Below are 19,414 nucleotides of genomic sequence, written 5' to 3'. Positions count from 1 at the left end.
CGTGTCATCGGGGTGAGACATGGCCGTGTCATCGGGGTGAGACATGAATCAATCATGTTCGCGTATCAGCGGCCGGCCGGCGGCGGGATCACGAGCTACCCGGCCCATGGAGCAGCGATATTGCCTTGCGGTCACATCGCGGAAATCGGTTTTACCAGGGCGCAGCCGCGACCTTCATGGCCAATGCCCTTCAGGCGGTTAATTTTCTCGGTGATCGGTTCCTGAGACAGTCGCATCACTCATCGTCAGCGATCGAGGACCTCTACCGGCATTCGATGGACAGCGCCTTTTCGGTGACCGAGGCGTTCCTCGTTACGGGCGCACCGCATGCCTCCGCCTATTACCCGCGCGACTTCGCCTGGTTCTATCCTGATGTCCTCGACGCCGAGACCATCATGAATGCACAGGACGCGGTGCGCCGGGCTCGTCTGCTCGAAAAGAGCGTGCGCTTGCTACTGGAGGCGGTCCGCGCCGGCGTCGTCACGACCACCATCGTTCCGGCGGGGCAGGACCGGTATCTCGGCGTGAACTATTTCTCGCCTCCTTCGGATACGCTGCTCGGCATTCTTGCCGGTCTCCAGCAGATGCTCTCGGCCGAGGAGCGGGCATCGCCCTATCCGGCAATGTCGCATTGCGCGAGTGCGGGGCGTCTGCTGCTGGCCGAATACGGCGGCGATTTGAAGCGCGCGGTCCTGAAGCTGGCAAGCGAGCTCGAGCCTTTCGACGCCGACGGCATCAGATGCTTGCTCTGCGATGCCAGGGGGCCTCGCTCCGCGGCAACGGACACCCGCGCCGAGCGCCGGCGTTTCGTCACCAATGCCTGCGTTTACACGACCTTCGTGTGGGGCGTGCAGCTTGGCCTCGTCGATGAGAACGAGTTGAAGCGGCTGCTCGGTCGCGACCTCGCGGAGTACAAGAAAGGGCTGCTCAGTCTATTCGGCAAGGACGGTTATGTCAGGCATTCGCTGGATGGTCCGATAGGCACGCCGGCGTCCCTGGTCGCGCTGGATTTCGTCGGCGTGCATCGCGGCTTCTGGGATATGAACGATGCACGCGAGCGCGCGCTGTTTGCGGCCACGACCGATCTGATCATCGCCGAACCGCGCTTCCGCATCCCCAGCACGTTCCACTTCCTGATGTCGGCCGACAATCCGCGGAACAAGATGATCCACAGGATTGCGGCGCCAGCCTACCAGGGTCGCTCGTCCTGGCCGACATTCAACGTCGAGTTCGCGGATCGCATGATGGACTTCGACGAGTTCTCGGAAAGCAATACATACCGCGCCTGCGCGCAAGCAATCTTGAAGGACATTCGCACCTCGACCGAGGTCCATGGTGGATATCAGGAGCTGATCTCCGAGCAGGGACTGGAATATCGCACGTGGGCCTATAAGGGCGCCGTGGCACATTCCTGGTTTCCGCGCTTCCTGTCGGTTTGGAAGAGGGCGTACGGAACGCCGCTCCTCCAGTGGAATGACTGATCCACGGGCACTATCCCGCGGTCACGTCCACCAGTTCTCCGCCCTCGAGAACCTTGGCGGCCTTGGCGCGGTCGAGGTCACCTTCCCAGGCCGCCACGACGACCGTCGCCACGCAATTGCCGATGAGGTTGCCGACTGCGCGAGCCATGCCGATGAACCAGTCGACCGACAGCACCAGCACGAGTCCGATCGCGGGAATGCTCGGCACCGCGTTCAGCGTCGCAGCCAGGATCACGATCGCCGAGCCCGGCACGCCGTGCGCGCCCTTTGACGTGATCAGGGAGACGCCCAGCACCAGCAGGAGATCGCCGAACGACAGCGGCGTGTTGGTGGCCTGCGCGATGAAGACCACCGCGAGCGTGAGATAAATCGAGAAGGCATCGAGGTTGAAGGAATAGCCGGTCGGAATGACGAGGCCGACCACGGAATCCTTGACCCCCATCCGCTCCAGCTTCTTCATGATCTGCGGCAGCACCGCGTCGGAAGAGGCGGTCGCGAGCACGATCGTCAGCTCTTCGCGCAGGTAGGCGAGAAACTTGAGAATGTTGATTCCTGCAAGCGCCATCACGCCGCCGAGCACGCCCAGCACGAAGATACCGACGGAGACGTAAAACAGCATCACCAGCGAGACGAGCTGCTTCAGCGAGCCGACGCCGTATTTGCCGACGGTATAGGCCACCGCGCCGAGCACGCCGAGTGGGGCCACCCGAACGACGAGGCCCATGACACGGAACAGCACGGTGGACGCCGCATCGATGATCGAGGTGACGAGCGCGCCCTTCTCGCCGCCGACCAGCGCGAGGCCGACGCCGAACAGCACGGCGAAGAACAGCACCTGGAGCACGTCGTTGCGCGACAGCGCATCAAACGAGGTGGACGGGATGACGTTGAGCAGGAACGCGCCGATGCCTGCGCCCTGCAGCTTGTGGGCATTGTCAGCGTAGGTATTGAGCGCCTTGGCATCGAGCGTCGAAGGATCGATGTTCATGCCATGGCCGGGACCGAAAGCGTAGGCCAGGATGAGTCCGAGCAGGAGCGCGACTGTGGTCATCGCCTCGAAATAGACCAGCGCCTTGACGCCGACCCGGCCGACCTTCTTGAGGTCGCCGGCGCCGGCAATGCCGTGAACGACGACGCAGAACACGATCGGGGCCACGATCATCGAGATCAGCTTCAGGAAGGCATCGCTGAGGATCTTGAGGCTGATGGCGAAGTCCGGGGCGACCACACCAAGGATGATCCCCAGGATCAGCGCCACCAGCACCTGGACGAACAGCGAGGCGTAAAGCGGCTTGGGCTCGGCGGCCGGGGCCGCGGCAATGGTCGACATGATAACTCCCCGTTGTGACGACGTGCTGATGACCAAAGCTAGCAACTACCGTGCCAGATTATCGCGGTTTTGGAGGGGGCCGGACGCTTTTTCCCACCGCCTGAGGTCCAGTTCGAACGATTGAGGGATTGGGCCAACATCATTTTCAGGAGCGGGCCACAGTCGGCCCGTGCGAGGATCGCCAACCGCCGCAGCCCCTTGTTACGGCGCGGCCTGCCTCAAGTCTCGGCTTGACCCTTAATCTGCGCGATGTCAGCTTTATGACATGAGTACAGCAAAGCGACAGATCGCCAGCCTTCGCGACGAATATGCCGAGATGACGCGGCAGCGCATCGTTGCGGCGTTTGTCGAAACTCTGGAGGATGAAGCGGCCGACGACATCTCCATGGCGGCGGTGGCCAAGCGTGCGAAGGTGGCCGAGCGAACCATTTACCGGCACTTCAAGACCCGCGCGGAGCTGTTCGCGGCGGCCGGCGAATGGATCGAGGACAACGTCTTCAGCTACATTCCCTTCACCTCGCCCGACGAACTGCCCGATATATTCCGCAAGCTGTGCAAGCGGTTCGATCGCCATCCGCATCTCGCGCGCGCCATTGCGATGACGCGGGCGGGTCGCCGGGTGCGCGCCGGCTTCAGGCGGCACCTGATTGATCAGCATCGCAAGGCGATGGCGCCGCTGGTGCAACATCTCCCCGCAAAGGACGCCCGCCAAGCCGAGGCGCTCGCGTCCTATCTCAACAACGTGCTTGCCTGGAACGCGATGCGCGAGGATTTCGGCATGACGAGCAGCGAGATCGCCGATGCCATCGAGTGGGCCCTCGTGACTCTCCTGAAGGATGTCCGCCAACGCGATGGCGCTGCCGCGCGTGGCGGCAAGACCGGAAAGCCGTCGCGGAAGCGGACTGTGGGTCGCGAAAATGCCGGCATAGAACGAGGCAGACAATGAATGCGATACCCGACGATCTCCTGATCAACGCGCCCGACGAGGTTCGGATTCGCCAGGACCTGGTGCTGACGGCGCTCGGTCGCCGTCCGGCCGATCGCGCCTTGCGGGTGGGTAAGTTACTCGACGTGCACAGCCGCACCTGGAGCGAGAACCAGGAAATCGTCTTCAAGGGCCGGCGTATCGCGTGGGTCGGGCCGGCGGGAAGCTATCCCGGCGAGGTCCGCGAGCGAGTGCATCGGCCGGATGTTGCGGCCGTACCCGGCTTCGGCGAGGTGCACAAGCATATCGAGAGTTCGCATCTGACGCCGGAATGGGAGGCGGCGCTGGTGCTGCCGCATGGCAATACCTGGACCTGCGAGGCGAGCCACGAATTCTCCAACGTCAACGGTGCACGCAATCTCGAATTCTGGTTCGAGGCACGCCGACGCGGCTCGCCGCTCAAGATATTTCCTCAGCCCGGCTCCGCGGTGCCGCCGACGGCTTACGAGTGGGGTGGCGGCTGGTATGGCCGCGACGAGCAGGCGCGCTTCATGCGCGAGAGCCTGATGGTCACCGGACTCGACGAAGTCATGGACTGGCCGGCCGTTTGGAATCCAGATAATCCCTCCTACAAGCGGCTCTGGGGCATGATCGAGGCGACGTTCGCGGCGCGCGGCGTCGTCGAGGGACACGCGTCAGGCTTGCGGGATCTGCCCTCCATCAACGCCTTCGCCGCGGCCGGGCTCGCCTCCGACCATGAAGTGCAGACGCCGGAGGAGACTTGGGACAAGCTCACGCGCGGCTTGTTCGTCGAGCTGCGCGTCTACGCCATGGACGAGATCGTCAAATGGCTGCTCGCGAAGGGTTTGCAAGACTGGTCGCAGATCGCGTTCACCACGGATGATCGCAGTGCCAGCCATACGCTGGAGCTCGGCGCCAGCGATCACAATGCGCGGGTAGCGATCGAGGCCGGCCTTGCGCCGGAAATCGCGATCCAGTGCCTCACCATCAATCCGGCGCGGCACATGCGGCTCACGCCCTTCGTCGGCAGTCTGGCGCCGGGGCGCTTCGGGGACGTGGTGCTGTTGTCGGATGTTGCCAAGCTCGAGATTGCTGAGGTGTGGGCCGACGGTGCGCAAGTCGCCGACGGCGGGCGTTATCTCGCCGAAGTGCCTAAGATCGAATGGCCAGACTGGGCGACCAACACGGTCAACATCAAGCGCACGATCCAGCCCGAAGATTTCGAGCTGCGGGCCGAGCCCGGGCGGACCACGATGAAGGCCGCGGTGATCCGCCCCTTCCATTGGCATCCTGAGTTCTACACGCTCGAACTGCCGGTGCGCGACGGAGCCGTGCAGCGCGACGAGAGCGAGGCCATCACGAAATTTGCCATCGTCGACCGCTTTTCCGGCGACGGGCGCGTCGCAAAGATGTTTTGGCGGGGATGCGGACCGCGCACGCCGGAAACGGCGCTCGCCTGCTCGGTGGCGCATGACAAGCACAACATCTGGGTGGTCGGTTCGTCCGACGCGGCGATGGCAAAGGCGGTGAACGCCCTGATCGAGCTTCAGGGTGGATGGGCGCTGGTGCGTGAGGGCGAGCTCGTCACCGTGCGCTTCGAGGTCGGCGGGCTGATGACCTGTCGTTCGGCGCAAGCGCTCGATGCCGAGATGCAGGGGCTTTACGCCGAAGGCCGCAAGGTCGACTGGATGTACGAGCCGACATACCGGCCGCGCTGGTATCCGGGATTCCCGGAGCGGCTGATGTTTGCAACGCTGACCTGCGCGCCCTGGAGCTGGGTGCTGGTGGCGCCATGCGAGCAGGCGCCGCTCGGCTTCGTCAACGTGCAGACCGGCGAAACGCACCCGGTGGTCTGGTAGGGGAGGACTGGGATGAACGAGATGACGAAGGCGGAGCCCGCTTCCGCAGAGCCGGCGCCGGTCCCCGTTGCAGGGCTGCTCGATCGGGCCTTTCGTCTCGCCGAGCGCGGCACGAGCATCGGCCGCGAGGTGATGGCCGGAGCAACGACCTTCGCGGCGATGGCCTATATCATCGCCGTGAATCCCGCGATCATGTCCAATGCCGGGATGGATCGTGCCGATCTCGTCAGCGCCACGGCGCTGGCTGCGATCTTCGGCTCGGTGATGATGGGGCTGTGGGCCAATCTGCCGCTCGCGGTTGCGCCCGCGATGGGTTCGAACGTCATCTTTACCTATGTCATCGTCAAGCAGATGGGCATGCCCTGGCAGGGCGCGCTCGCCATGGTTGCCTTCACCGGCGTGCTGTTCCTGATCCTCAGCCTGTCGAAGCTGCGCGAGAAGGTCGCGAAGGATGTGCCGGAAGCGCTGAAGATCGGCATCCAGGCGGCGGTCGGGACTCTCATCGTCTTCATTGCGCTGCGCGGGGCCGGATTCGTCGTTCAGAACCCGTCGACCTATATTGCGATGGGGTCGCTGCGCAGTCCGCCGGTGCTGCTGACGCTGTTCGGCCTCCTGCTCACGCCGGTGCTGGTGGTTCGCCGGGTGCCGGCGGCGCTGATCCTGTCGATCGTGTTGCTGACCGTGATCGGCTTCTTCGTTCCGGGCGCCAACGGCAAGATGGTGACGTCGATGCCATCGGCCTTGCTGTCCTGGCCACGCTGGCCGGCCAGCACTTTCATGGCGCTCGACGTCGGCTATCTTTTCAGCCATTTCGTCGTGGCGCTGCCGCTGCTGTTCTATTTCCTGTGTGCCGAATTCTTTTCGACGCTGGGCACGCTGATCGGCGTCACCGGCGCTGCCAATTTGCGCAAGCCCGACGGCTCGATCCCGAATGCCACCGCTGCGTTTGCGACCGATGCGACGGCATCTATCGTCGGTCCGTTGTTCGGCACGTCGGTGGTGACGGCCTATATCGAGTCGATCACCGGCGTGCAGGCCGGCGGCCGCACCGGCTTGACGTCGCTGACCGTTGCGGGGTTCTTCTTCCTCGCGCTGTTCTTCTGGCCGATCTTCGTCATTATCCCGGCGCAAGCGACCGCGCCTGCGCTGGTGCTCGTTGGCGTGCTGATGATGCAGGGTCTCGCTCGCATCGACATGAGCGATCTCGGCAACGCGATTCCGATCGTGCTGACGCTGCTGGTCACCGTGCTGACCAACAACCTCATCAACGGAATGGCGTTGGGCACTCTCAGCTACATTGCCCTGGAAGTCACGGTCGGCCGGCGGTCAAAGATCCCAGCGATGGTGTGGGGACTGGGCGTCGTGTTCATCGCTTACGCGATCGTGACAGCCCAGATTTTCTGACGCGCGCGCTACGCTGCCAGATCCAGCAATCTGCACGATCCGCGCACCAGAACCTTCCGGCCGGTGTCGGTTATCGCAGGTCCGCCGTCGCTGAACATAACAAGGCCGAGCCTGACGAGACCTTCGAGCAGATGACCCTTCGAGAGGCGACCGTTCGGCACCGGGCTGCGAAGCGTCTTCAGGGCTTCCCACTGGTCCGGTGAAAGGTCGAAATCGAAATCGGTGTTCATGTTGCCTCGATCGACAGTACCGTTCGCGCGCCCCTGTTAGCGGCGCTGCATGAAGACCATGCGACGACAATGAGTCGGGAATTCGATGCGCTGCTTGGAAACTCTCTTCACGAATTGCCGCTCGTCGTTGCGTCACAATGGTTAAGATCGTTTGGGCGCAAAGATCATCCCGCTCACTGATCACGAATTGATGATTTCTATTTGATGTTGCGTTGCGACAGCTGCAGGTGCAGGGGAAGCGTTACTGCCTCATTCTGCGACGCGATATGCTCAGAAGCCGAGGAATCGAAACAGCGCGCTCGATGAATTTCCCATCACTTCGCGACTGCAACGCCGGACCCGCGGAACTTCTGACGTCCGCGGACAGGCCTACCGGTAAATCGCAACGATGTCGGAGACGGCTCGCTCCAGCTGCTGAGCAGTGGCGCATTGCCGCACCACGCTGCAAAATGTCGCGTAACGCGTCATCTCGGAATCGCCAAAGCCCCAGGCAAGCCGTCCTTCGGGATTGAGCCAGACCAGCCGCTTCGAGCGTTCGGAGACGCGGCGCAAGATGTCGGCGCGCGGATCGAGATTGTTGCTGCGGGCATCGCCGAGCACGATCACCGTGGTCTGCGGCGTCAGCGTGCTCATGAAGTCCTTCTCGAAATCGACCAGTGACGAGCCGTAATCGGACGACCCGAAGCCGACTTTGGACATGATCTCGGCCATCGCTTCTTCCGGCGACTTCTTCTGCAGGATGTCGCTGACCTCGATCAGGTGCGAGGAGAATGCGAAGGAACGGACGTCGTCCACCACCTCGTGCAGCGAGTGGATCAGGAGCAGGAAGAAGTCCGAGACCTGCGCAACCGAGCCGGAGACGTCGCACAGCGCCACGATCTTCGGCCGCTCGCGGTGCTTGCGCTTCCATGCGGTGAGAAAGGGGACACCGCCCCAGGCAGCGTTGCGGCGAAGTGTGCGGCGGACGTCGAGATGTCCACGGCGTTGGCGCTTGCGCGGTTTCGAATAGCGCTCGCGCAGGCGACGCGCGATCTGGCGGATGAGAGCCCGCATTTCCGCGACCTGGCGCCGCTCGATGCGGGCCAGAGGCGCATTGCGCAGGATCTCGTTGCGGAGGTTTTCGGCCTCTTCGCGAGCATAGAGCGCAAGCCCTTGCGAGACGGTGTCGCGGACGGCCTCGCGCAGGGCGTCCAGTGCCGCGCGCAAGCGCTCGGCGAGTGCCGGGTTGCTTGCGGTCAACTCGTCGAGATCGTCGCGCAGGCGCTGAAGGCCCATCGCGTCGAGGATGCGGCTGGAGAAGATGCCGCGTTGGGTGGAGTAACGGATGTCGGAGAGTGAGGCTGCACCGGACGCGCTGGCGATCGCGGCAGAGATCGCATTGCGATCCTGCGACAGCAGCATCCGTGCGAGAGGACCTAATTCTTCGGGAGGCTGACCTTCGGCCGCTTCGCCGGTCGAACTCGATGAGGACGATTGATCGGAGTCCTGTGAGGCTTCGTCATCGTCGTTGGCTCCGGCTTGATCCTGAGGCGGCTCGGGTTGACTGAAGAACAGATCGAAACAGTCGCCGAGCGCGAGCTTCTCGTCCTGCGACTTGGCGAGCGTCAGAAGCAGCGCGTCGCGCAAAATGGTGCGGTCCGTGAGGCCGACCTGCGCCACTGCGCGCATCGCATCGATGCTTTCCGCGGGCGAGACATGGACGCCGGCGCCCCGCGCCGCCCGAAAGAAACGATGAAGATTTTCGCGCATCGGCGTCAACCGAAGACGTTGGACCGTGCCGCCTTGGCAATGAAGGTCGTAATCTGCGGCGACGCAGCCTCGATGTCGGCCTCGTACTTCAGGAGCACGTTGAGCGTGTCCTTGACGATCTCGGTATCAAGGTCGGACGCCTGAAGCAGCACCAGCACGCGCGCCCAGTCGATCGTCTCGCTGACCGAGGGCAGCTTCTTCAGGTCGAGCGAGCGGATCTCGTGGATGAAGCCCACCATCTGCCGGCGCAGCGTCCGGGAGATGCCGGGGACGCGGCTTTCAACGATGCGCTCTTCGAGCCGCTGCTCGGGGAAGCCGATATGCAGGTGCAGGCAGCGTCGCTTCAGGGCGTCGCCGAGATCGCGCTCGCTGTTGGAGGTGAGGATCACGGTCGGTGGCGTGATCGCCGAGACCGTGCCGAGCTCCGGGATCGTGACCTGGAAGTCCGAGAGGATTTCCAGCAGCAGCGACTCGAATTCGGCATCCGACTTGTCGATCTCGTCGATCAGCAGCACGCAGCCGCCCGGCTGCTCCAGCGCCTGCAGCAGCGGCCGCGGCTCGACGAATTCCTTGGAGAAGAACACGTCGCCGAAATCATGGAGCTGGTCGAGGGCAGCGTGCAGCGTTTGCGCGCCGCCGAGGACTTCGCCGAGCTTGTCCTTGAGGATCTGGGTGTAGAGCAGCTGTTTGGCGTATTTCCACTCGTAGAGCGCCTTGGCCTCGTCGAGGCCTTCGTAGCATTGCAGGCGGATCATCTTCTTGCCGCGCCAGGCCGCGATCGCCTTGGCAAGCTCGGTCTTGCCGACGCCCGCAGGGCCCTCGACAAGGATCGGCTTCTCGATCTGTTGCGACAAATAGACGGCGGTCGCGATCTGCCGGCTCGCGATATAGCCCTGCGCGGCGAGGCCGCTCTCCACTGCCTCGATCGCGGTCGAGGCCTTCTGTTCAGCCACGAAAGGGCGCTCCCAAAGGTCTTGCTTGAAGCTTGTTCTGCCTGCGTTCCCGGCAAAGAACAAGCCTCGTCCGGGACGGGCCTGATCCGCGCTGATGGCCGCTTATTCCGTTCAGCGCAAATACTTGATGAGCGGCTGACGCCGCGATCAGTGTCGCAGCTGCCCCGGCTTGCGAATGGTCTGCCTGACCTCGGCGCCGCAATCGGCGCATTCATAGACGAAGTCGATCTTGGCCAGGCTCCAGTGCGGTTCGACCCCACGCACATGCATCGGCAGGAACCCGATGCACGTCGGACAAATCACAGGCGCGATTTCGATATCCTGACGATGCTGTACATAAGCTGGCATCTCGGCTCTCCTTCGCAGGCGACCACCAATCCCCGCGCAAAGGGTACTGCCGGTCGCCGCAGGACCGTCATCAACTCTTCCGAACAGAGGCGGAACGGCGCGGGTTTGTCGGTAGCTGTGACATTCTTGTTACGTCTTCTATACTGTAACGGGGCGGACGAAATGCCTATTTCACCGGCCGATCCGGTTTTCGGACCATCACATCACAACGATAAGGGAGCACGCCCATGACCCATGCCATTCGCTTTCACAAAACCGGCGGTCCGGACGTTCTGGTTTGGGAGGAGGTCAATGTCGGCAAGCCGGGACCAGGCGAGGCGCGCATTCGCCATACCGCTGTTGGCCTCAACTTCGTCGACATCTACAACCGCTCGGGCGTGTATCCGGCCCAATTGCCGAGTGGGCTCGGCAGCGAGGCCGCGGGCGTTGTCGAAGAAGTCGGGCCAGGCGTCACTGATCTGAAGCCGGGTGACCGTGTCGCATACGGCGCTTCGCCGCTTGGCGCCTATTCCGAGGCGCGGCTGATCCCTGCCGATCGGCTTCTGAAGCTGCCTGACGGGGTCGACGACAAGACCGCGGCTGCAATGATGCTGAAGGGGCTGACCACGCAGTACCTGATCCGGCAGACCTATCGTGTGAAGGCTGGCGACACCATTCTGCTGCATGCCGCGGCGGGCGGCGTTGGCCTGATCCTGAGCCAATGGGCCAAGCATCTCGGCGCAACCGTGATCGGTACCGTCAGCAGCGATGAGAAGGCCAAGCTCGCCAAGGCGCATGGTTGCGATCACGTCATCATTTATTCGCGCGAGGATTTCGTGAAGCGCGTCGACGAGATCACTGGCGGCAAGAAGGTGCCGGTGGTGTATGATTCCGTCGGCAAGGACACGTTCCTGAGGTCGCTGGACTGCCTCGCGCCGTTCGGCGTCGCCGCGCTGTTCGGTGCGTCTTCCGGTGCGGTCGAGCCGCTCAATCTCGGCCTGCTCGCGCAGAAGGGTTCGCTTTACGTCACCCGACCGACGCTGTTCACCTACGCCGCCAAGCGCGAGAACCTGGTCGCGATGGCGAACGAGCTGTTCGATGTCGTGAAATCCGGCGCGGTCAAGATCGAGGTGCACCAGACCTATCCGCTGAAGGACGCCGCCAAGGCGCATGCCGATCTCGCCGCGCGCAAGACCACGGGATCGACCGTTCTCACGGTGTGATTTCGGGTGGAGCAGTGGCGCAGGTGGCCTGGGCGCGCGTCATATTTTGTCGTGCCTGTGCAGGTCGCGGACGTGATCGAGACGGTTCGCCTGGAGATCGATATCCTCAGGCGGAATTTCGGGGACGGCGGCCTCAGCCAGAATGGCTTCGGTCACGTCCTCGACGGAATCCCCCGCGATTTCGTGGACGAACGAGATGTTCTGGTATTCGCCGGAGCTGACTCGGGAGATGACTTCGCGCCTGGTGATTTCAGGGTCGACAATCGCCTCGCGACCGCGGCGCCCGTAATCGATCATCACGACGAAATACTGCATCAAACGATCCTGCCGCGCCCCGATGATCGGTGCGCGGCAGGAGTATTTCCGAAAACAAGAATTAAGTCAAGGTGGATTTCCAAAAATCGGAAATCGCGCCTTACCGGCCTTTCTTGCGCGGGCGGGCGGACTTGGCGCGCAGCCGCTCGAGTTGGCCCTTCGGCATCGAGAGGCAGATCTCTCCGACCCAGTCGAGCTTGACGCCGACGATCGGCCTGGCGTTGAAGCTGGTGAGGTTGACGACGGAAGGTGATTTGCCCCGCTCGATGGTCTTGAGATAGCGCTCGCCGGTCTTGAGCCGGACCACGGCCTCTTCGCCGTAGAAGCTGGACAGCGGATGACGCTGGTCCTTGTAGACCACGATCACGTCGCCGCTTTCATATTTGGGCAGCATCGAATCGCCGACGATCTCGAATGCGACGGTTTCTTCCATGATCGGGAAGGGCAGCGTGACGTCGCCGAGCCCCTCCGGCGGAACCTGCTCGACGTCAGGCTCGATGACGGCGCCGGCGCCGACGCGGCCCATGATCGGCGCGAGGTTGAGCTCCAGATATTCCATGATCGGAATGATTTCCGAGGCCTTCACCAGGCGTTCGCCACCAAGGATTTCCGACACTGCTCCGGGACGCACGCCCATCGCCGCGGCCAGCCCGCCCTTGCTCTTGCCCGTCTTTTCCAGGCCCCGCTCGATCATTGCAGCGTCCAACATGATGTTTCCCTCGATTGCCATGGCACGTGGCTCTTGTAATCCGAAATTCGGAATTGATGCAATTATGAATATCAGAATTCCGGCTTGACTTCGTATTCGGAATAACGGAATGTATGTGTCCGCCGCCGGATCGAACGGTCGGGGCGCATCACAGGACAGCAGCATGGAACCGGGCTATTGGCCGTCGGAGCATTCCGACGCGCTTCGAGACTATTTTTTCAAAGGGTGGTCGTATGCGGAGATCGGAAGGAAGATTAACGCAAGGTTTGGAACGGTTTACACGCGCAATGCGGTGGCCGGCCGGGCCAGGCGGCTGGGGCTCGGGCTCGCAGCGCCCGAACGGGTGATGAGTCCGTCGATCGTGCCGTCCTTGTCGGGCGAGCCCTCCCACGTCGCGCCGTATCGTGCCGCGTCGGCCAGCCTGAACCTGCCGCCGCCGTCGGCATTGAAGCCGGTCAATCCGGTCAAATTGCGCTGTGTTGGTATCCGGCCGCGCCTGATCGCGCTGGTCGAGCTCGAGCAAGGCGACTGCCGCTATCCCTATGGGGGTGACAGGGAGGGAGAGGAGATCCGTTTCTGCGGCCATCCGCGTCAGCCTGGTTCGGGCTACTGCGCGCCGCATGCTCACCTGACTCGCGGTCCTGGAGCAACGTCCGGCTGTACGGCCGGTGCCGTCGTACTGAGGCTGGTTTCCGCCGCCTGACCGGCACCGCCGTCCCGTCTCATGTCAATTCGAAAGGAGCTTCCGAGTGACACGTGCCAGACGCAATATGTCCTACAAGTTGACCGGACTTCACGACCGGCGGTCGCGCGATCTGCCGTTCAACGCCGAGGTCGTGGAGATCGAGGTCGATAATCCACTGGCACTGGATAGGGACGAGAAGATCCTGGTGATGCGGTCGATCAGGAACGATCCGCTCGGCCGGCTGCACTCGCACCACCAGATCGACGAGGCGCAATATCGGGGTGGTCGGGCCTATCAGAACGACTGGGAGAGGGCGGAGCGAGGCCCACAGGCCATGGATCCGACCCGCGAATATGTCGACGGCGCACGCCTCCGCGAGCCCATGAGCGACAGCCAGCGCCAGGCTGTGCTGCGGCTGAATCGGATCGAGCACGAGCTCGGCACCGACGGTGCGGCTCTGGTGCACGACGTGCTGGTGCACGGCCTGACCATGGACCAGATCGGGCAGCGGCGCGCTGTCCGCACCCAGCGCTGGAACGACTATTTCGCCCGGCGATTTCGCGAATGCCTCGATCGGCTGGCGCTCGTCTACGGCTTCGCGACCGACACAACAGCCCGGCGCGGTTGAGCGAAAGTGCCGGCGGCTTTCGCCGCCGGCACTTGGCCTCGCGGCTCCGCTTCCGACACTCTCGGCACAGGGCGCATGGGCGCAGGAGACCAAAATGAATCCGGGCAAGATCGTCACCGTTAATGATGAGATCATCATCGGCTTGTCGCGACAGCGAAATCTCCGGTCCGGTCCATTTGCCTGCGTGAAGCCGCAATACAAGGTGACCGACTACGCTCCCGACATGGTTTTTCAGGACGCGTGCGATGAGCACGCTGAAGAAGGTCCAGCCCCTGTGTTTGCCAGTTTCCGAGCATGCCGGAAGCAACCCGAAACGTTGGTCGAATTGACAGCGATCGGGGCCATGTGGTGACTGATGCTGCTTCTTGACGCAGGTGGGTGACGACGACGCCCTATGCCTGTCATTCGGAATTGCCGTGGCGCGGTGTCGGCGAAGCATCGCTAAGTGGCTTGCACGATGGGTTGTTTCTTGTCATGATTGCAACTTCTCGGGTCGAGCCGAGTCTGTCGAAATCTGCAGCTCGGCGTGATGGTCTGCTGAGATGGCCCTACCGAGAGTCGGTCGTCGCAATGGCGTTCGGTGACGGCATTTGGTCCTTTAGGGCTGCTGATGTACAACCCGAAGGGCCGATCCTGTCATAGGTGCGAGATGAAAAACCTCAATTTCGCGGCTGAACTGCATCTCAAGCTCGGCGCCCCCGCGACCGGTACGGTCGAGAGTCTCCGCCTGCTGCGCGCCTTTCTCAAGCTCGCTCCCCGCCAGCGTTTCGAGGTGATCAGGCTTGTCGAAGACCTCGTCACTGACGAAACGCTCCCCGAACATCCCGTGTCCTAGCAGGACCGAAAGCGCCCCGACGTTCCGCTTTGTCCATCTTCCGGACCGGGTAGACCGCCAAGCTGCAGCCCTGGCGCGCGACTGACCGCTGGAATGCGGTGCCACAAATGTGATAATCAGTCAGGAAAAAGAGGGAGGAGTGCGACCATGATCGAACCGAAGCTCGAAGTTCCCGCTGAACTGCGCGACCTGGCCGAGAAAACCATCGACCAGGCTGAGAAGGCATTCGGGATGTTTTTCGATGCCGCCACCAAGTCGATGACCTCCGTTCCGGGAGCGGGGGCAGACGTCTCCAAGCAGGCGCTCGCCTTTACTGAGCAGAACATGAAGGCAGCGTTCGAGCATGCTCGCAAGCTGGTTCACGCAACCGACCTTCAGGAGGCGATGCGGATCCAGTCCGAGTTCCTGCGCAGCCAATTTACCAATGCCGGCGATCACATGCGCCAGATGACCGGCAACTTCATGCAGCCGGGCAAGGGCAAGTCCTGATCTGGCGTGTCGCTCGTGCTGATCCCTGTCGGTTCAACCGGCAGGGATTTGCATTTTCGGGTGTCGTTCGCTCGGGCGCAAAGCTTCTTGGTCAGTAGTCGCCGGGATTCATGATCATCGGCGCGGTCGTATCGGCCGGAGCGAGTGCGCTGCTGGCGCTGTCGCGCAGGAAACGGTCAAGTGTCGCCTGAATCTTCTCCTTGACCGAGTCGGGTCCACGATCGCTCATCTCGGTGTGTTGCGCACCGGTGTGGATGATGTCGATACCACGCGCCTTCGCCTCTTCGGGCGTCGGCAGCACACCGGGATCGGTCACGAAGTGCGGATCCTTGGAGCGGAACGACAGAATCTTCATGTGGTCGTTGAGGACGAACGGCACCCTGAGATTATCGAGCGTAATGACCTTCGACACGAGCTCGGGATGCTGCCGGGCGACATACATGGAGACATCGCCGCCGTTGGAATGACCGACCAGCGTGATGTGGTCGTAATCGGCGTTTTGTTGCCGCCCCTTCAGCGTGTTCAGCACGAATAGGATGTTGGCCTCGCAACGCATATAGACCTCGCGCCGGCCGACATATGGCTGGCCGACGTGGGTCATTAAGGGGGGGTCGCTCGGCAGATCCTGCTGGATGCTGGCGACGAGATAGCCACGCGATGCCAGAACATTGGCGAGGAAGGAATATTCGGTCGCCTTGACCGTGTTGCCATTGCTGATGATGGCTACTGGAAGTTTCCAGAGGCCGAGATTGGCCTTCGTCTCATAGTCGCGGCGCACCGCGATATCCACCGAGATCGGCCGCTGACGCGAGGCGTCGAACAACGACAGCGTCTCGTGCCGGATCGCGAGCTTGCTGACGACGACATATTCGCCGGCTGCAAGGACGCAGAGAAAAGCCAGAATTCCAAAAACCCTCTTCATGGTTCCGTCTCAATCACTTTTGACTGAACATGGCTATTGGAAACGGCCCGATCGAGCGATCGTGAGCACCTCACAGGATTAAATTTAGGCAAGTCTCCGAGTGTGGCCCCAAAAGGGCCGCGTCGCGATCCCGCGGGGCTAGAGACAGCCGTTTCGTTCAGGGCGCAGCCGGAACGCGCTCGACAAGGTGAACAGGAAGCGAGGGCTGCGGCGCTCATTGTCCGGCGCCCGATAGCTCAAGGGCACGGCCACGCTAAAATCTGCCTGGAGATCGTGCGACAGAAACAACCGCACGCCGGCACCGGCCGATGTCAGCGAGAGGCCGTCGCTCAGCCGGTAACCGTCGTTCCAGACCGCACCGGCATCGCCGAAGGCGTAGAGCTGGTAGCCGCTCCAGTAACGGAAATTGAGGTTCTGGTCGAAGCGGAGTTCGAAGGAGCCGGCAAGCCCGTTGTCGCCACTGATCTCGGCCGCACCATAACCGCGGCCGAATGCTGCGCCGCCGAGATAGAATTGCTGCGAGGTGAACAGTGGCCGTGACGCGGTCTGGCTCGCTGCAGACAGCTTGAGCGACCAGGTGTCGGTCAGTGACTGGTAGCGAGTGAACCAGAAGTTCAGCACCGAGAAATTCGAGGAGGCGCCGTCGCGCGACAACAGATCATCGTCGAAATGCGAGGCACCGAAGACGTCGAGGCCCTGGCGAAAGGTCATCGTCGCAAAGTTGGTGCCGCCGAGGCCGTCCTGGAGCCGATAGTCGGCGGTGAGGCTCGCGGCCCTGATATGGTCATTGTACCAGGGCCCGTACAGATCGTGCTCCGATACATTGCTGAAGGTCGTGGCCGCAGTCAGGGTCAACGTGGAAGATCGCGATTGTAGCGGGACGACGCTGGCGCGCAGCTCGAACGCTTCGGTCGTGGTGATGTCGCTGGCGAGCCGACGCACATCGCCGGGCCTGACCGCGCTGTACAGCACTGATCCGCCGAGCCGTACGCCGTCGACGCCGACTGGAGCATCATAGGACAGCCGCGAGAAGCCGAGCTCGCGCGGGTCGTTGGCGACCGTCGACAGATTGACCGCGAGGGTGTCCCCCGGCGTTAGATAGGAGTTGAACGCGCCGGTCGCATAGGTCTGCCACGGGCCAACCGACGATGAGCCGAGATTGTCGAGCCCGAACGAGGTGAAGACGTGCCAGGTCTTCAAACAGACGGTGAGGCGGAAACGGCCGGTCGCGCCGCCGATCTCCTCCAGCGCGGTATCGGTGATCCGGACTCCCGGCCAGCCGTTGATGAGGTAGAGCTGACGTTCGAGTGTTGCCAGGCGCGACGGCTGCTCTGCCAGGATCGGCCCGAGCATCGGCCTGATACCGAATTGCTCGGCGCCATCGCCTTTCAGTTCGGTCTCTACAATGGCGCCTTCGATGATTTGGATCCGGACACGGCCGTCTGCGATATCCTGCGCCGGCACGATTGCTCGGCTCAGATGGAAGCCCTGGGCACGGTAGAGATCGCTGATCGCGCCGGCAATCGCGACAAGGTCGGCCTGCGAGACGCTTTTGCCGAGATAAGGCTGGTAGGCCGCGGCGATGCGATCGGGGGAGATGGCGTGGGCGCCGCTGATATTGATTCCGCGCAGCACAAATTGCGCCTTGCTGTCCCCCGCGGCATTGGATTGGCCGGCCGAAGGGAGCTTCAGCGGGGGCCGGCTCAGGGATTCCCGCTCGCTTTGGTTTTCAAAATATTTCTCCGGCTGCCGCGGATCGAAGCCCGGGGCATGCGCCTGCTGCGCGAAACTCTGCGGAACTCCCGCGAAGATCGATGCCGCCAGCACCAGCGTGGTGAGGAGATGGCGCTTCTCAATGCGCGCAACGAACAGTTCTCCGTAGTTTGACGGAGGAGTGCCGATGAGCCGGTAAGACTTCGTTAGCTGCATGATTTTTCATATTTTTTTATGGTCAATGAATCGTTAATGCGACCGCTCTGCTGACCGTTTCCGGCTAAGTCTATGTTGAATGATTTCGGATACGCCTCGCGGCTGGCTGTCATGCGGACCGAGGATCATCATGCTGGGTAGAGTTGGAATGCGGTGTGCCCTAATCGCCGCGTTGATCATGGGAGCCGCGTCCGGTGCATCCGCTGCGGATGACGGCGTCTGGTCGGTCAGCAAGTCATCGGGGGAGGTCTGGCTTTCCACCAGTGGCGCCCAACAGGTCTCGTTAAACCAGGAAGAAATGCTCAAGCCGGGCGACACCATCCGAACCGGGCGGAACGGGCGCGTGCTGCTGGTTCGCGGCGAGGAGACGATTTTGATCTCGCCCAACTCGGTGGTCGGGGTGCCGGCCGAGAAGAAGGAGGGTCTTTCGACCACTATCATCCAGCAGGCGGGGTCGATCCTGCTCGAGGTCGAGAAGCGTAACGTCAAGCATTTCGAGGTCGAGACGCCCTATCTCGCCGCCGTGGTCAAGGGAACGCATTTCAGCGTTACAGTAGGCGCAGGCAGCACCAAGGTCGGCGTGCTCCGTGGTCAGGTCGAGGTCTCCGATTTCAAGACCGGGCAGATTGCCCAGGTCATGCCGGGCCAGGTCGCCACCGCCTTCGAGCACGGCAAGCCTGGTCTCAGCCTGGGAGGCTCCGGCACGCTCAATCCGATCGAGCAAGGCAAGCCGCGTGCCTCGACGATCGAACGCGTCCCAGTGCCGAAGTCAGGCCTGTCGGCGCCGCGCAACGCCGGGAATGGTGGTGCGATCCGCGCTCTCGGCACGGCCGACAAGAGCACCAAGGTGGCTGGCGCGCCGATGCACTCGCATCAGACAGCCAGCGCTCACGCGCCCAAGATCGGCGCCGTGCACATCTCGGGCTCGCTCGGTGAGGTCAAGCTGAACTTCCACAAGGTCACGCACGGGCTCGCCCACAACACCATCGCACCAGGACAGGTGCGAAATGCAAACGCCAGCACCGACACGGTGTGGAGCGGTAGCAAGTCGAGCACGACGACCACTGCCACCAACAGTTCCGCGATCACGGCGGTCACTGTCAGCGGCAGTGGCTCGAGTGCCGGCGCTGCGTCGACGTCGTCAAGTACAGGAGCAAGCAATGTTGCGACCAGCGCCGGTTCGAGCGGCGACGCGGCCGCCGGACCGTCGGATGGCAACGGCAATTCCGGCACCAGGAATGACAACAGCAAAACCGACGGTGATGACAGGGGCGATCAAGGCAAAGGTCACGGCGGCGCCACCGGTAACGGCAAAGGCAACAACGGTAACGGCAATGGGAATGGTGGTGGTAACGGCAACGGGAATGGGAACGGGAACGGCCATCACCACTGAGGCGATT

20 protein-coding genes are annotated in these 19,414 nt (G+C 62.6%); 11 read left to right on the top strand and 9 right to left on the bottom strand.

Annotation, left to right across the window (positions count from 1 at the left end):
• Positions 1–176: 176 nt before the first annotated feature.
• Positions 177–1,481, top strand: a complete 1,305-nt coding sequence (locus ACVIIW_RS34425) for a hypothetical protein (protein WP_456705338.1) — start codon at positions 177–179, stop codon at positions 1,479–1,481.
• Positions 1,482–1,491: 10 nt separating this feature from the next.
• Here the strand turns inward: ACVIIW_RS34425 and ACVIIW_RS34420 are convergent, their stop codons facing one another.
• The gene (locus ACVIIW_RS34420) at positions 1,492–2,811 is read right to left on the bottom strand and encodes a dicarboxylate/amino acid:cation symporter (RefSeq protein WP_456704774.1); all 1,320 of its coding nucleotides are present in this window, start codon (positions 2,809–2,811) and stop codon (positions 1,492–1,494) included.
• Between the two features lie 265 nt (positions 2,812–3,076).
• Between ACVIIW_RS34420 and ACVIIW_RS34415 the strand changes: the two genes are divergently transcribed.
• Genes ACVIIW_RS34415 through ACVIIW_RS34405 form a run of 3 tightly spaced genes read left to right on the top strand, consistent with a single transcriptional unit; the run spans position 3,077 to position 7,020 of the window.
• Positions 3,077–3,757 carry a TetR/AcrR family transcriptional regulator gene (locus ACVIIW_RS34415; RefSeq protein ID WP_456704773.1) on the top strand — a complete coding sequence of 227 codons (681 nt, stop codon included), beginning with the start codon at positions 3,077–3,079 and terminating at the stop codon, positions 3,755–3,757.
• On the top strand, positions 3,754–5,616 hold the full coding sequence (locus ACVIIW_RS34410) for an adenine deaminase (protein WP_456704772.1): 1,863 nt from the start codon (positions 3,754–3,756) through the stop codon (positions 5,614–5,616). The genes ACVIIW_RS34415 and ACVIIW_RS34410 overlap by 4 nt, the downstream gene beginning before the upstream one ends.
• Positions 5,617–5,628: 12 nt before the next feature.
• Positions 5,629–7,020, top strand: coding sequence for an NCS2 family permease (locus ACVIIW_RS34405; RefSeq protein WP_456704771.1), 1,392 nt, complete (start codon positions 5,629–5,631; stop codon positions 7,018–7,020).
• 8 nt (positions 7,021–7,028) lie between these two features.
• Here the strand turns inward: ACVIIW_RS34405 and ACVIIW_RS34400 are convergent, their stop codons facing one another.
• The 4 genes from ACVIIW_RS34400 to ACVIIW_RS34385 all read right to left on the bottom strand — a co-directional run bounded on the left by ACVIIW_RS34400 (position 7,029) and on the right by ACVIIW_RS34385 (position 10,300).
• Entirely contained in the window at positions 7,029–7,250 is a 222-nt protein-coding gene (locus ACVIIW_RS34400) for a hypothetical protein (protein ID WP_456704770.1), read from the bottom strand.
• Positions 7,251–7,619: 369 nt separating this feature from the next.
• Entirely contained in the window at positions 7,620–8,999 is a 1,380-nt protein-coding gene (locus ACVIIW_RS34395) for a vWA domain-containing protein (protein WP_456704769.1), read from the bottom strand.
• A 5-nt stretch (positions 9,000–9,004) separates the two neighbouring features.
• A complete protein-coding gene (locus ACVIIW_RS34390) occupies positions 9,005–9,952 on the bottom strand; it encodes an AAA family ATPase (protein WP_456704768.1) in 948 nt (315 codons plus the stop codon).
• A 147-nt stretch (positions 9,953–10,099) separates the two neighbouring features.
• The gene (locus ACVIIW_RS34385; protein WP_456704767.1) at positions 10,100–10,300 is read right to left on the bottom strand and encodes a hypothetical protein; all 201 of its coding nucleotides are present in this window, start codon (positions 10,298–10,300) and stop codon (positions 10,100–10,102) included.
• A gap of 227 nt (positions 10,301–10,527) precedes the next feature.
• Between ACVIIW_RS34385 and ACVIIW_RS34380 the strand changes: the two genes are divergently transcribed.
• Positions 10,528–11,502: a quinone oxidoreductase family protein gene (locus ACVIIW_RS34380; protein WP_456704766.1), complete on the top strand. Its 975-nt coding sequence runs from the start codon at positions 10,528–10,530 to the stop codon at positions 11,500–11,502.
• A gap of 39 nt (positions 11,503–11,541) precedes the next feature.
• Here the strand turns inward: ACVIIW_RS34380 and ACVIIW_RS34375 are convergent, their stop codons facing one another.
• Both ACVIIW_RS34375 and ACVIIW_RS34370 read right to left on the bottom strand, forming a co-directional pair.
• A complete protein-coding gene (locus ACVIIW_RS34375) occupies positions 11,542–11,817 on the bottom strand; it encodes a hypothetical protein (RefSeq protein WP_456704765.1) in 276 nt (91 codons plus the stop codon).
• A gap of 100 nt (positions 11,818–11,917) precedes the next feature.
• Positions 11,918–12,526 carry a S24 family peptidase gene (locus ACVIIW_RS34370; protein ID WP_456704764.1) on the bottom strand — a complete coding sequence of 203 codons (609 nt, stop codon included), beginning with the start codon at positions 12,524–12,526 and terminating at the stop codon, positions 11,918–11,920.
• Positions 12,527–12,689: 163 nt separating this feature from the next.
• Between ACVIIW_RS34370 and ACVIIW_RS34365 the strand changes: the two genes are divergently transcribed.
• The 5 genes from ACVIIW_RS34365 (at position 12,690) to ACVIIW_RS34345 (ending at position 15,163) form a co-directional block, all read left to right on the top strand.
• Entirely contained in the window at positions 12,690–13,229 is a 540-nt protein-coding gene (locus ACVIIW_RS34365; RefSeq protein ID WP_456704763.1) for a GcrA family cell cycle regulator, read from the top strand.
• A 46-nt stretch (positions 13,230–13,275) separates the two neighbouring features.
• Positions 13,276–13,839: a hypothetical protein gene (locus ACVIIW_RS34360; protein WP_456704762.1), complete on the top strand. Its 564-nt coding sequence runs from the start codon at positions 13,276–13,278 to the stop codon at positions 13,837–13,839.
• Positions 13,840–13,933: 94 nt separating this feature from the next.
• Positions 13,934–14,191 (top strand): hypothetical protein, encoded by a 258-nt coding sequence (locus ACVIIW_RS34355; RefSeq protein ID WP_456704761.1) that lies wholly within the window; start codon positions 13,934–13,936, stop codon positions 14,189–14,191.
• A 297-nt stretch (positions 14,192–14,488) separates the two neighbouring features.
• The gene (locus ACVIIW_RS34350; protein ID WP_456704760.1) at positions 14,489–14,674 is read left to right on the top strand and encodes a hypothetical protein; all 186 of its coding nucleotides are present in this window, start codon (positions 14,489–14,491) and stop codon (positions 14,672–14,674) included.
• Positions 14,675–14,821: 147 nt separating this feature from the next.
• Positions 14,822–15,163: a phasin gene (locus ACVIIW_RS34345; protein ID WP_092228872.1), complete on the top strand. Its 342-nt coding sequence runs from the start codon at positions 14,822–14,824 to the stop codon at positions 15,161–15,163.
• Positions 15,164–15,254: 91 nt separating this feature from the next.
• On the opposite strand, the gene ACVIIW_RS34340 is transcribed toward ACVIIW_RS34345, so the two are convergent.
• Positions 15,255–16,085 carry an alpha/beta fold hydrolase gene (locus ACVIIW_RS34340; RefSeq protein WP_456704759.1) on the bottom strand — a complete coding sequence of 277 codons (831 nt, stop codon included), beginning with the start codon at positions 16,083–16,085 and terminating at the stop codon, positions 15,255–15,257.
• A gap of 138 nt (positions 16,086–16,223) precedes the next feature.
• Entirely contained in the window at positions 16,224–18,014 is a 1,791-nt protein-coding gene (locus tag ACVIIW_RS34335; protein WP_456704758.1) for a ShlB/FhaC/HecB family hemolysin secretion/activation protein, read from the bottom strand.
• A 130-nt stretch (positions 18,015–18,144) separates the two neighbouring features.
• Here ACVIIW_RS34335 and ACVIIW_RS34330 point away from each other — a divergent pair, with 130 nt between their 5' ends.
• Complete coding sequence (locus ACVIIW_RS34330) at positions 18,145–19,407, top strand: FecR family protein (RefSeq protein WP_456704757.1); 1,263 nt, start codon at positions 18,145–18,147, stop codon at positions 19,405–19,407.
• Positions 19,408–19,414: the final 7 nt, after the last annotated feature.

This window comes from Bradyrhizobium sp. USDA 4449, from assembly GCF_054056275.1.
Note: the sequence above shows the minus strand (reverse complement) of the source record. Positions and strands in the feature narration are given on the sequence as shown.

What these genes read in the sequence shown, in the direction of transcription:
- ACVIIW_RS34425 (WP_456705338.1), top strand. Translation starts at nt 177, where the DNA reads ATGGCCAATGCCCTTCAGGCGGTTAATTTTCTCGGTGATCGGTTCCTG.
- ACVIIW_RS34420 (WP_456704774.1), bottom strand. Translation starts at nt 2,811, where the DNA reads ATGTCGACCATTGCCGCGGCCCCGGCCGCCGAGCCCAAGCCGCTTTAC.
- ACVIIW_RS34415 (WP_456704773.1), top strand. Translation starts at nt 3,077, where the DNA reads ATGAGTACAGCAAAGCGACAGATCGCCAGCCTTCGCGACGAATATGCC.
- ACVIIW_RS34410 (WP_456704772.1), top strand. Translation starts at nt 3,754, where the DNA reads ATGAATGCGATACCCGACGATCTCCTGATCAACGCGCCCGACGAGGTT.
- ACVIIW_RS34405 (WP_456704771.1), top strand. Translation starts at nt 5,629, where the DNA reads ATGAACGAGATGACGAAGGCGGAGCCCGCTTCCGCAGAGCCGGCGCCG.
- ACVIIW_RS34400 (WP_456704770.1), bottom strand. Translation starts at nt 7,250, where the DNA reads ATGAACACCGATTTCGATTTCGACCTTTCACCGGACCAGTGGGAAGCC.
- ACVIIW_RS34395 (WP_456704769.1), bottom strand. Translation starts at nt 8,999, where the DNA reads ATGCGCGAAAATCTTCATCGTTTCTTTCGGGCGGCGCGGGGCGCCGGC.
- ACVIIW_RS34385 (WP_456704767.1), bottom strand. Translation starts at nt 10,300, where the DNA reads ATGCCAGCTTATGTACAGCATCGTCAGGATATCGAAATCGCGCCTGTG.
- ACVIIW_RS34380 (WP_456704766.1), top strand. Translation starts at nt 10,528, where the DNA reads ATGACCCATGCCATTCGCTTTCACAAAACCGGCGGTCCGGACGTTCTG.
- ACVIIW_RS34375 (WP_456704765.1), bottom strand. Translation starts at nt 11,817, where the DNA reads ATGCAGTATTTCGTCGTGATGATCGATTACGGGCGCCGCGGTCGCGAG.
- ACVIIW_RS34370 (WP_456704764.1), bottom strand. Translation starts at nt 12,526, where the DNA reads ATGTTGGACGCTGCAATGATCGAGCGGGGCCTGGAAAAGACGGGCAAG.
- ACVIIW_RS34365 (WP_456704763.1), top strand. Translation starts at nt 12,690, where the DNA reads ATGGAACCGGGCTATTGGCCGTCGGAGCATTCCGACGCGCTTCGAGAC.
- ACVIIW_RS34355 (WP_456704761.1), top strand. Translation starts at nt 13,934, where the DNA reads ATGAATCCGGGCAAGATCGTCACCGTTAATGATGAGATCATCATCGGC.
- ACVIIW_RS34350 (WP_456704760.1), top strand. Translation starts at nt 14,489, where the DNA reads ATGAAAAACCTCAATTTCGCGGCTGAACTGCATCTCAAGCTCGGCGCC.
- ACVIIW_RS34345 (WP_092228872.1), top strand. Translation starts at nt 14,822, where the DNA reads ATGATCGAACCGAAGCTCGAAGTTCCCGCTGAACTGCGCGACCTGGCC.
- ACVIIW_RS34340 (WP_456704759.1), bottom strand. Translation starts at nt 16,085, where the DNA reads ATGAAGAGGGTTTTTGGAATTCTGGCTTTTCTCTGCGTCCTTGCAGCC.
- ACVIIW_RS34335 (WP_456704758.1), bottom strand. Translation starts at nt 18,014, where the DNA reads ATGCAGCTAACGAAGTCTTACCGGCTCATCGGCACTCCTCCGTCAAAC.
- ACVIIW_RS34330 (WP_456704757.1), top strand. Translation starts at nt 18,145, where the DNA reads ATGCTGGGTAGAGTTGGAATGCGGTGTGCCCTAATCGCCGCGTTGATC.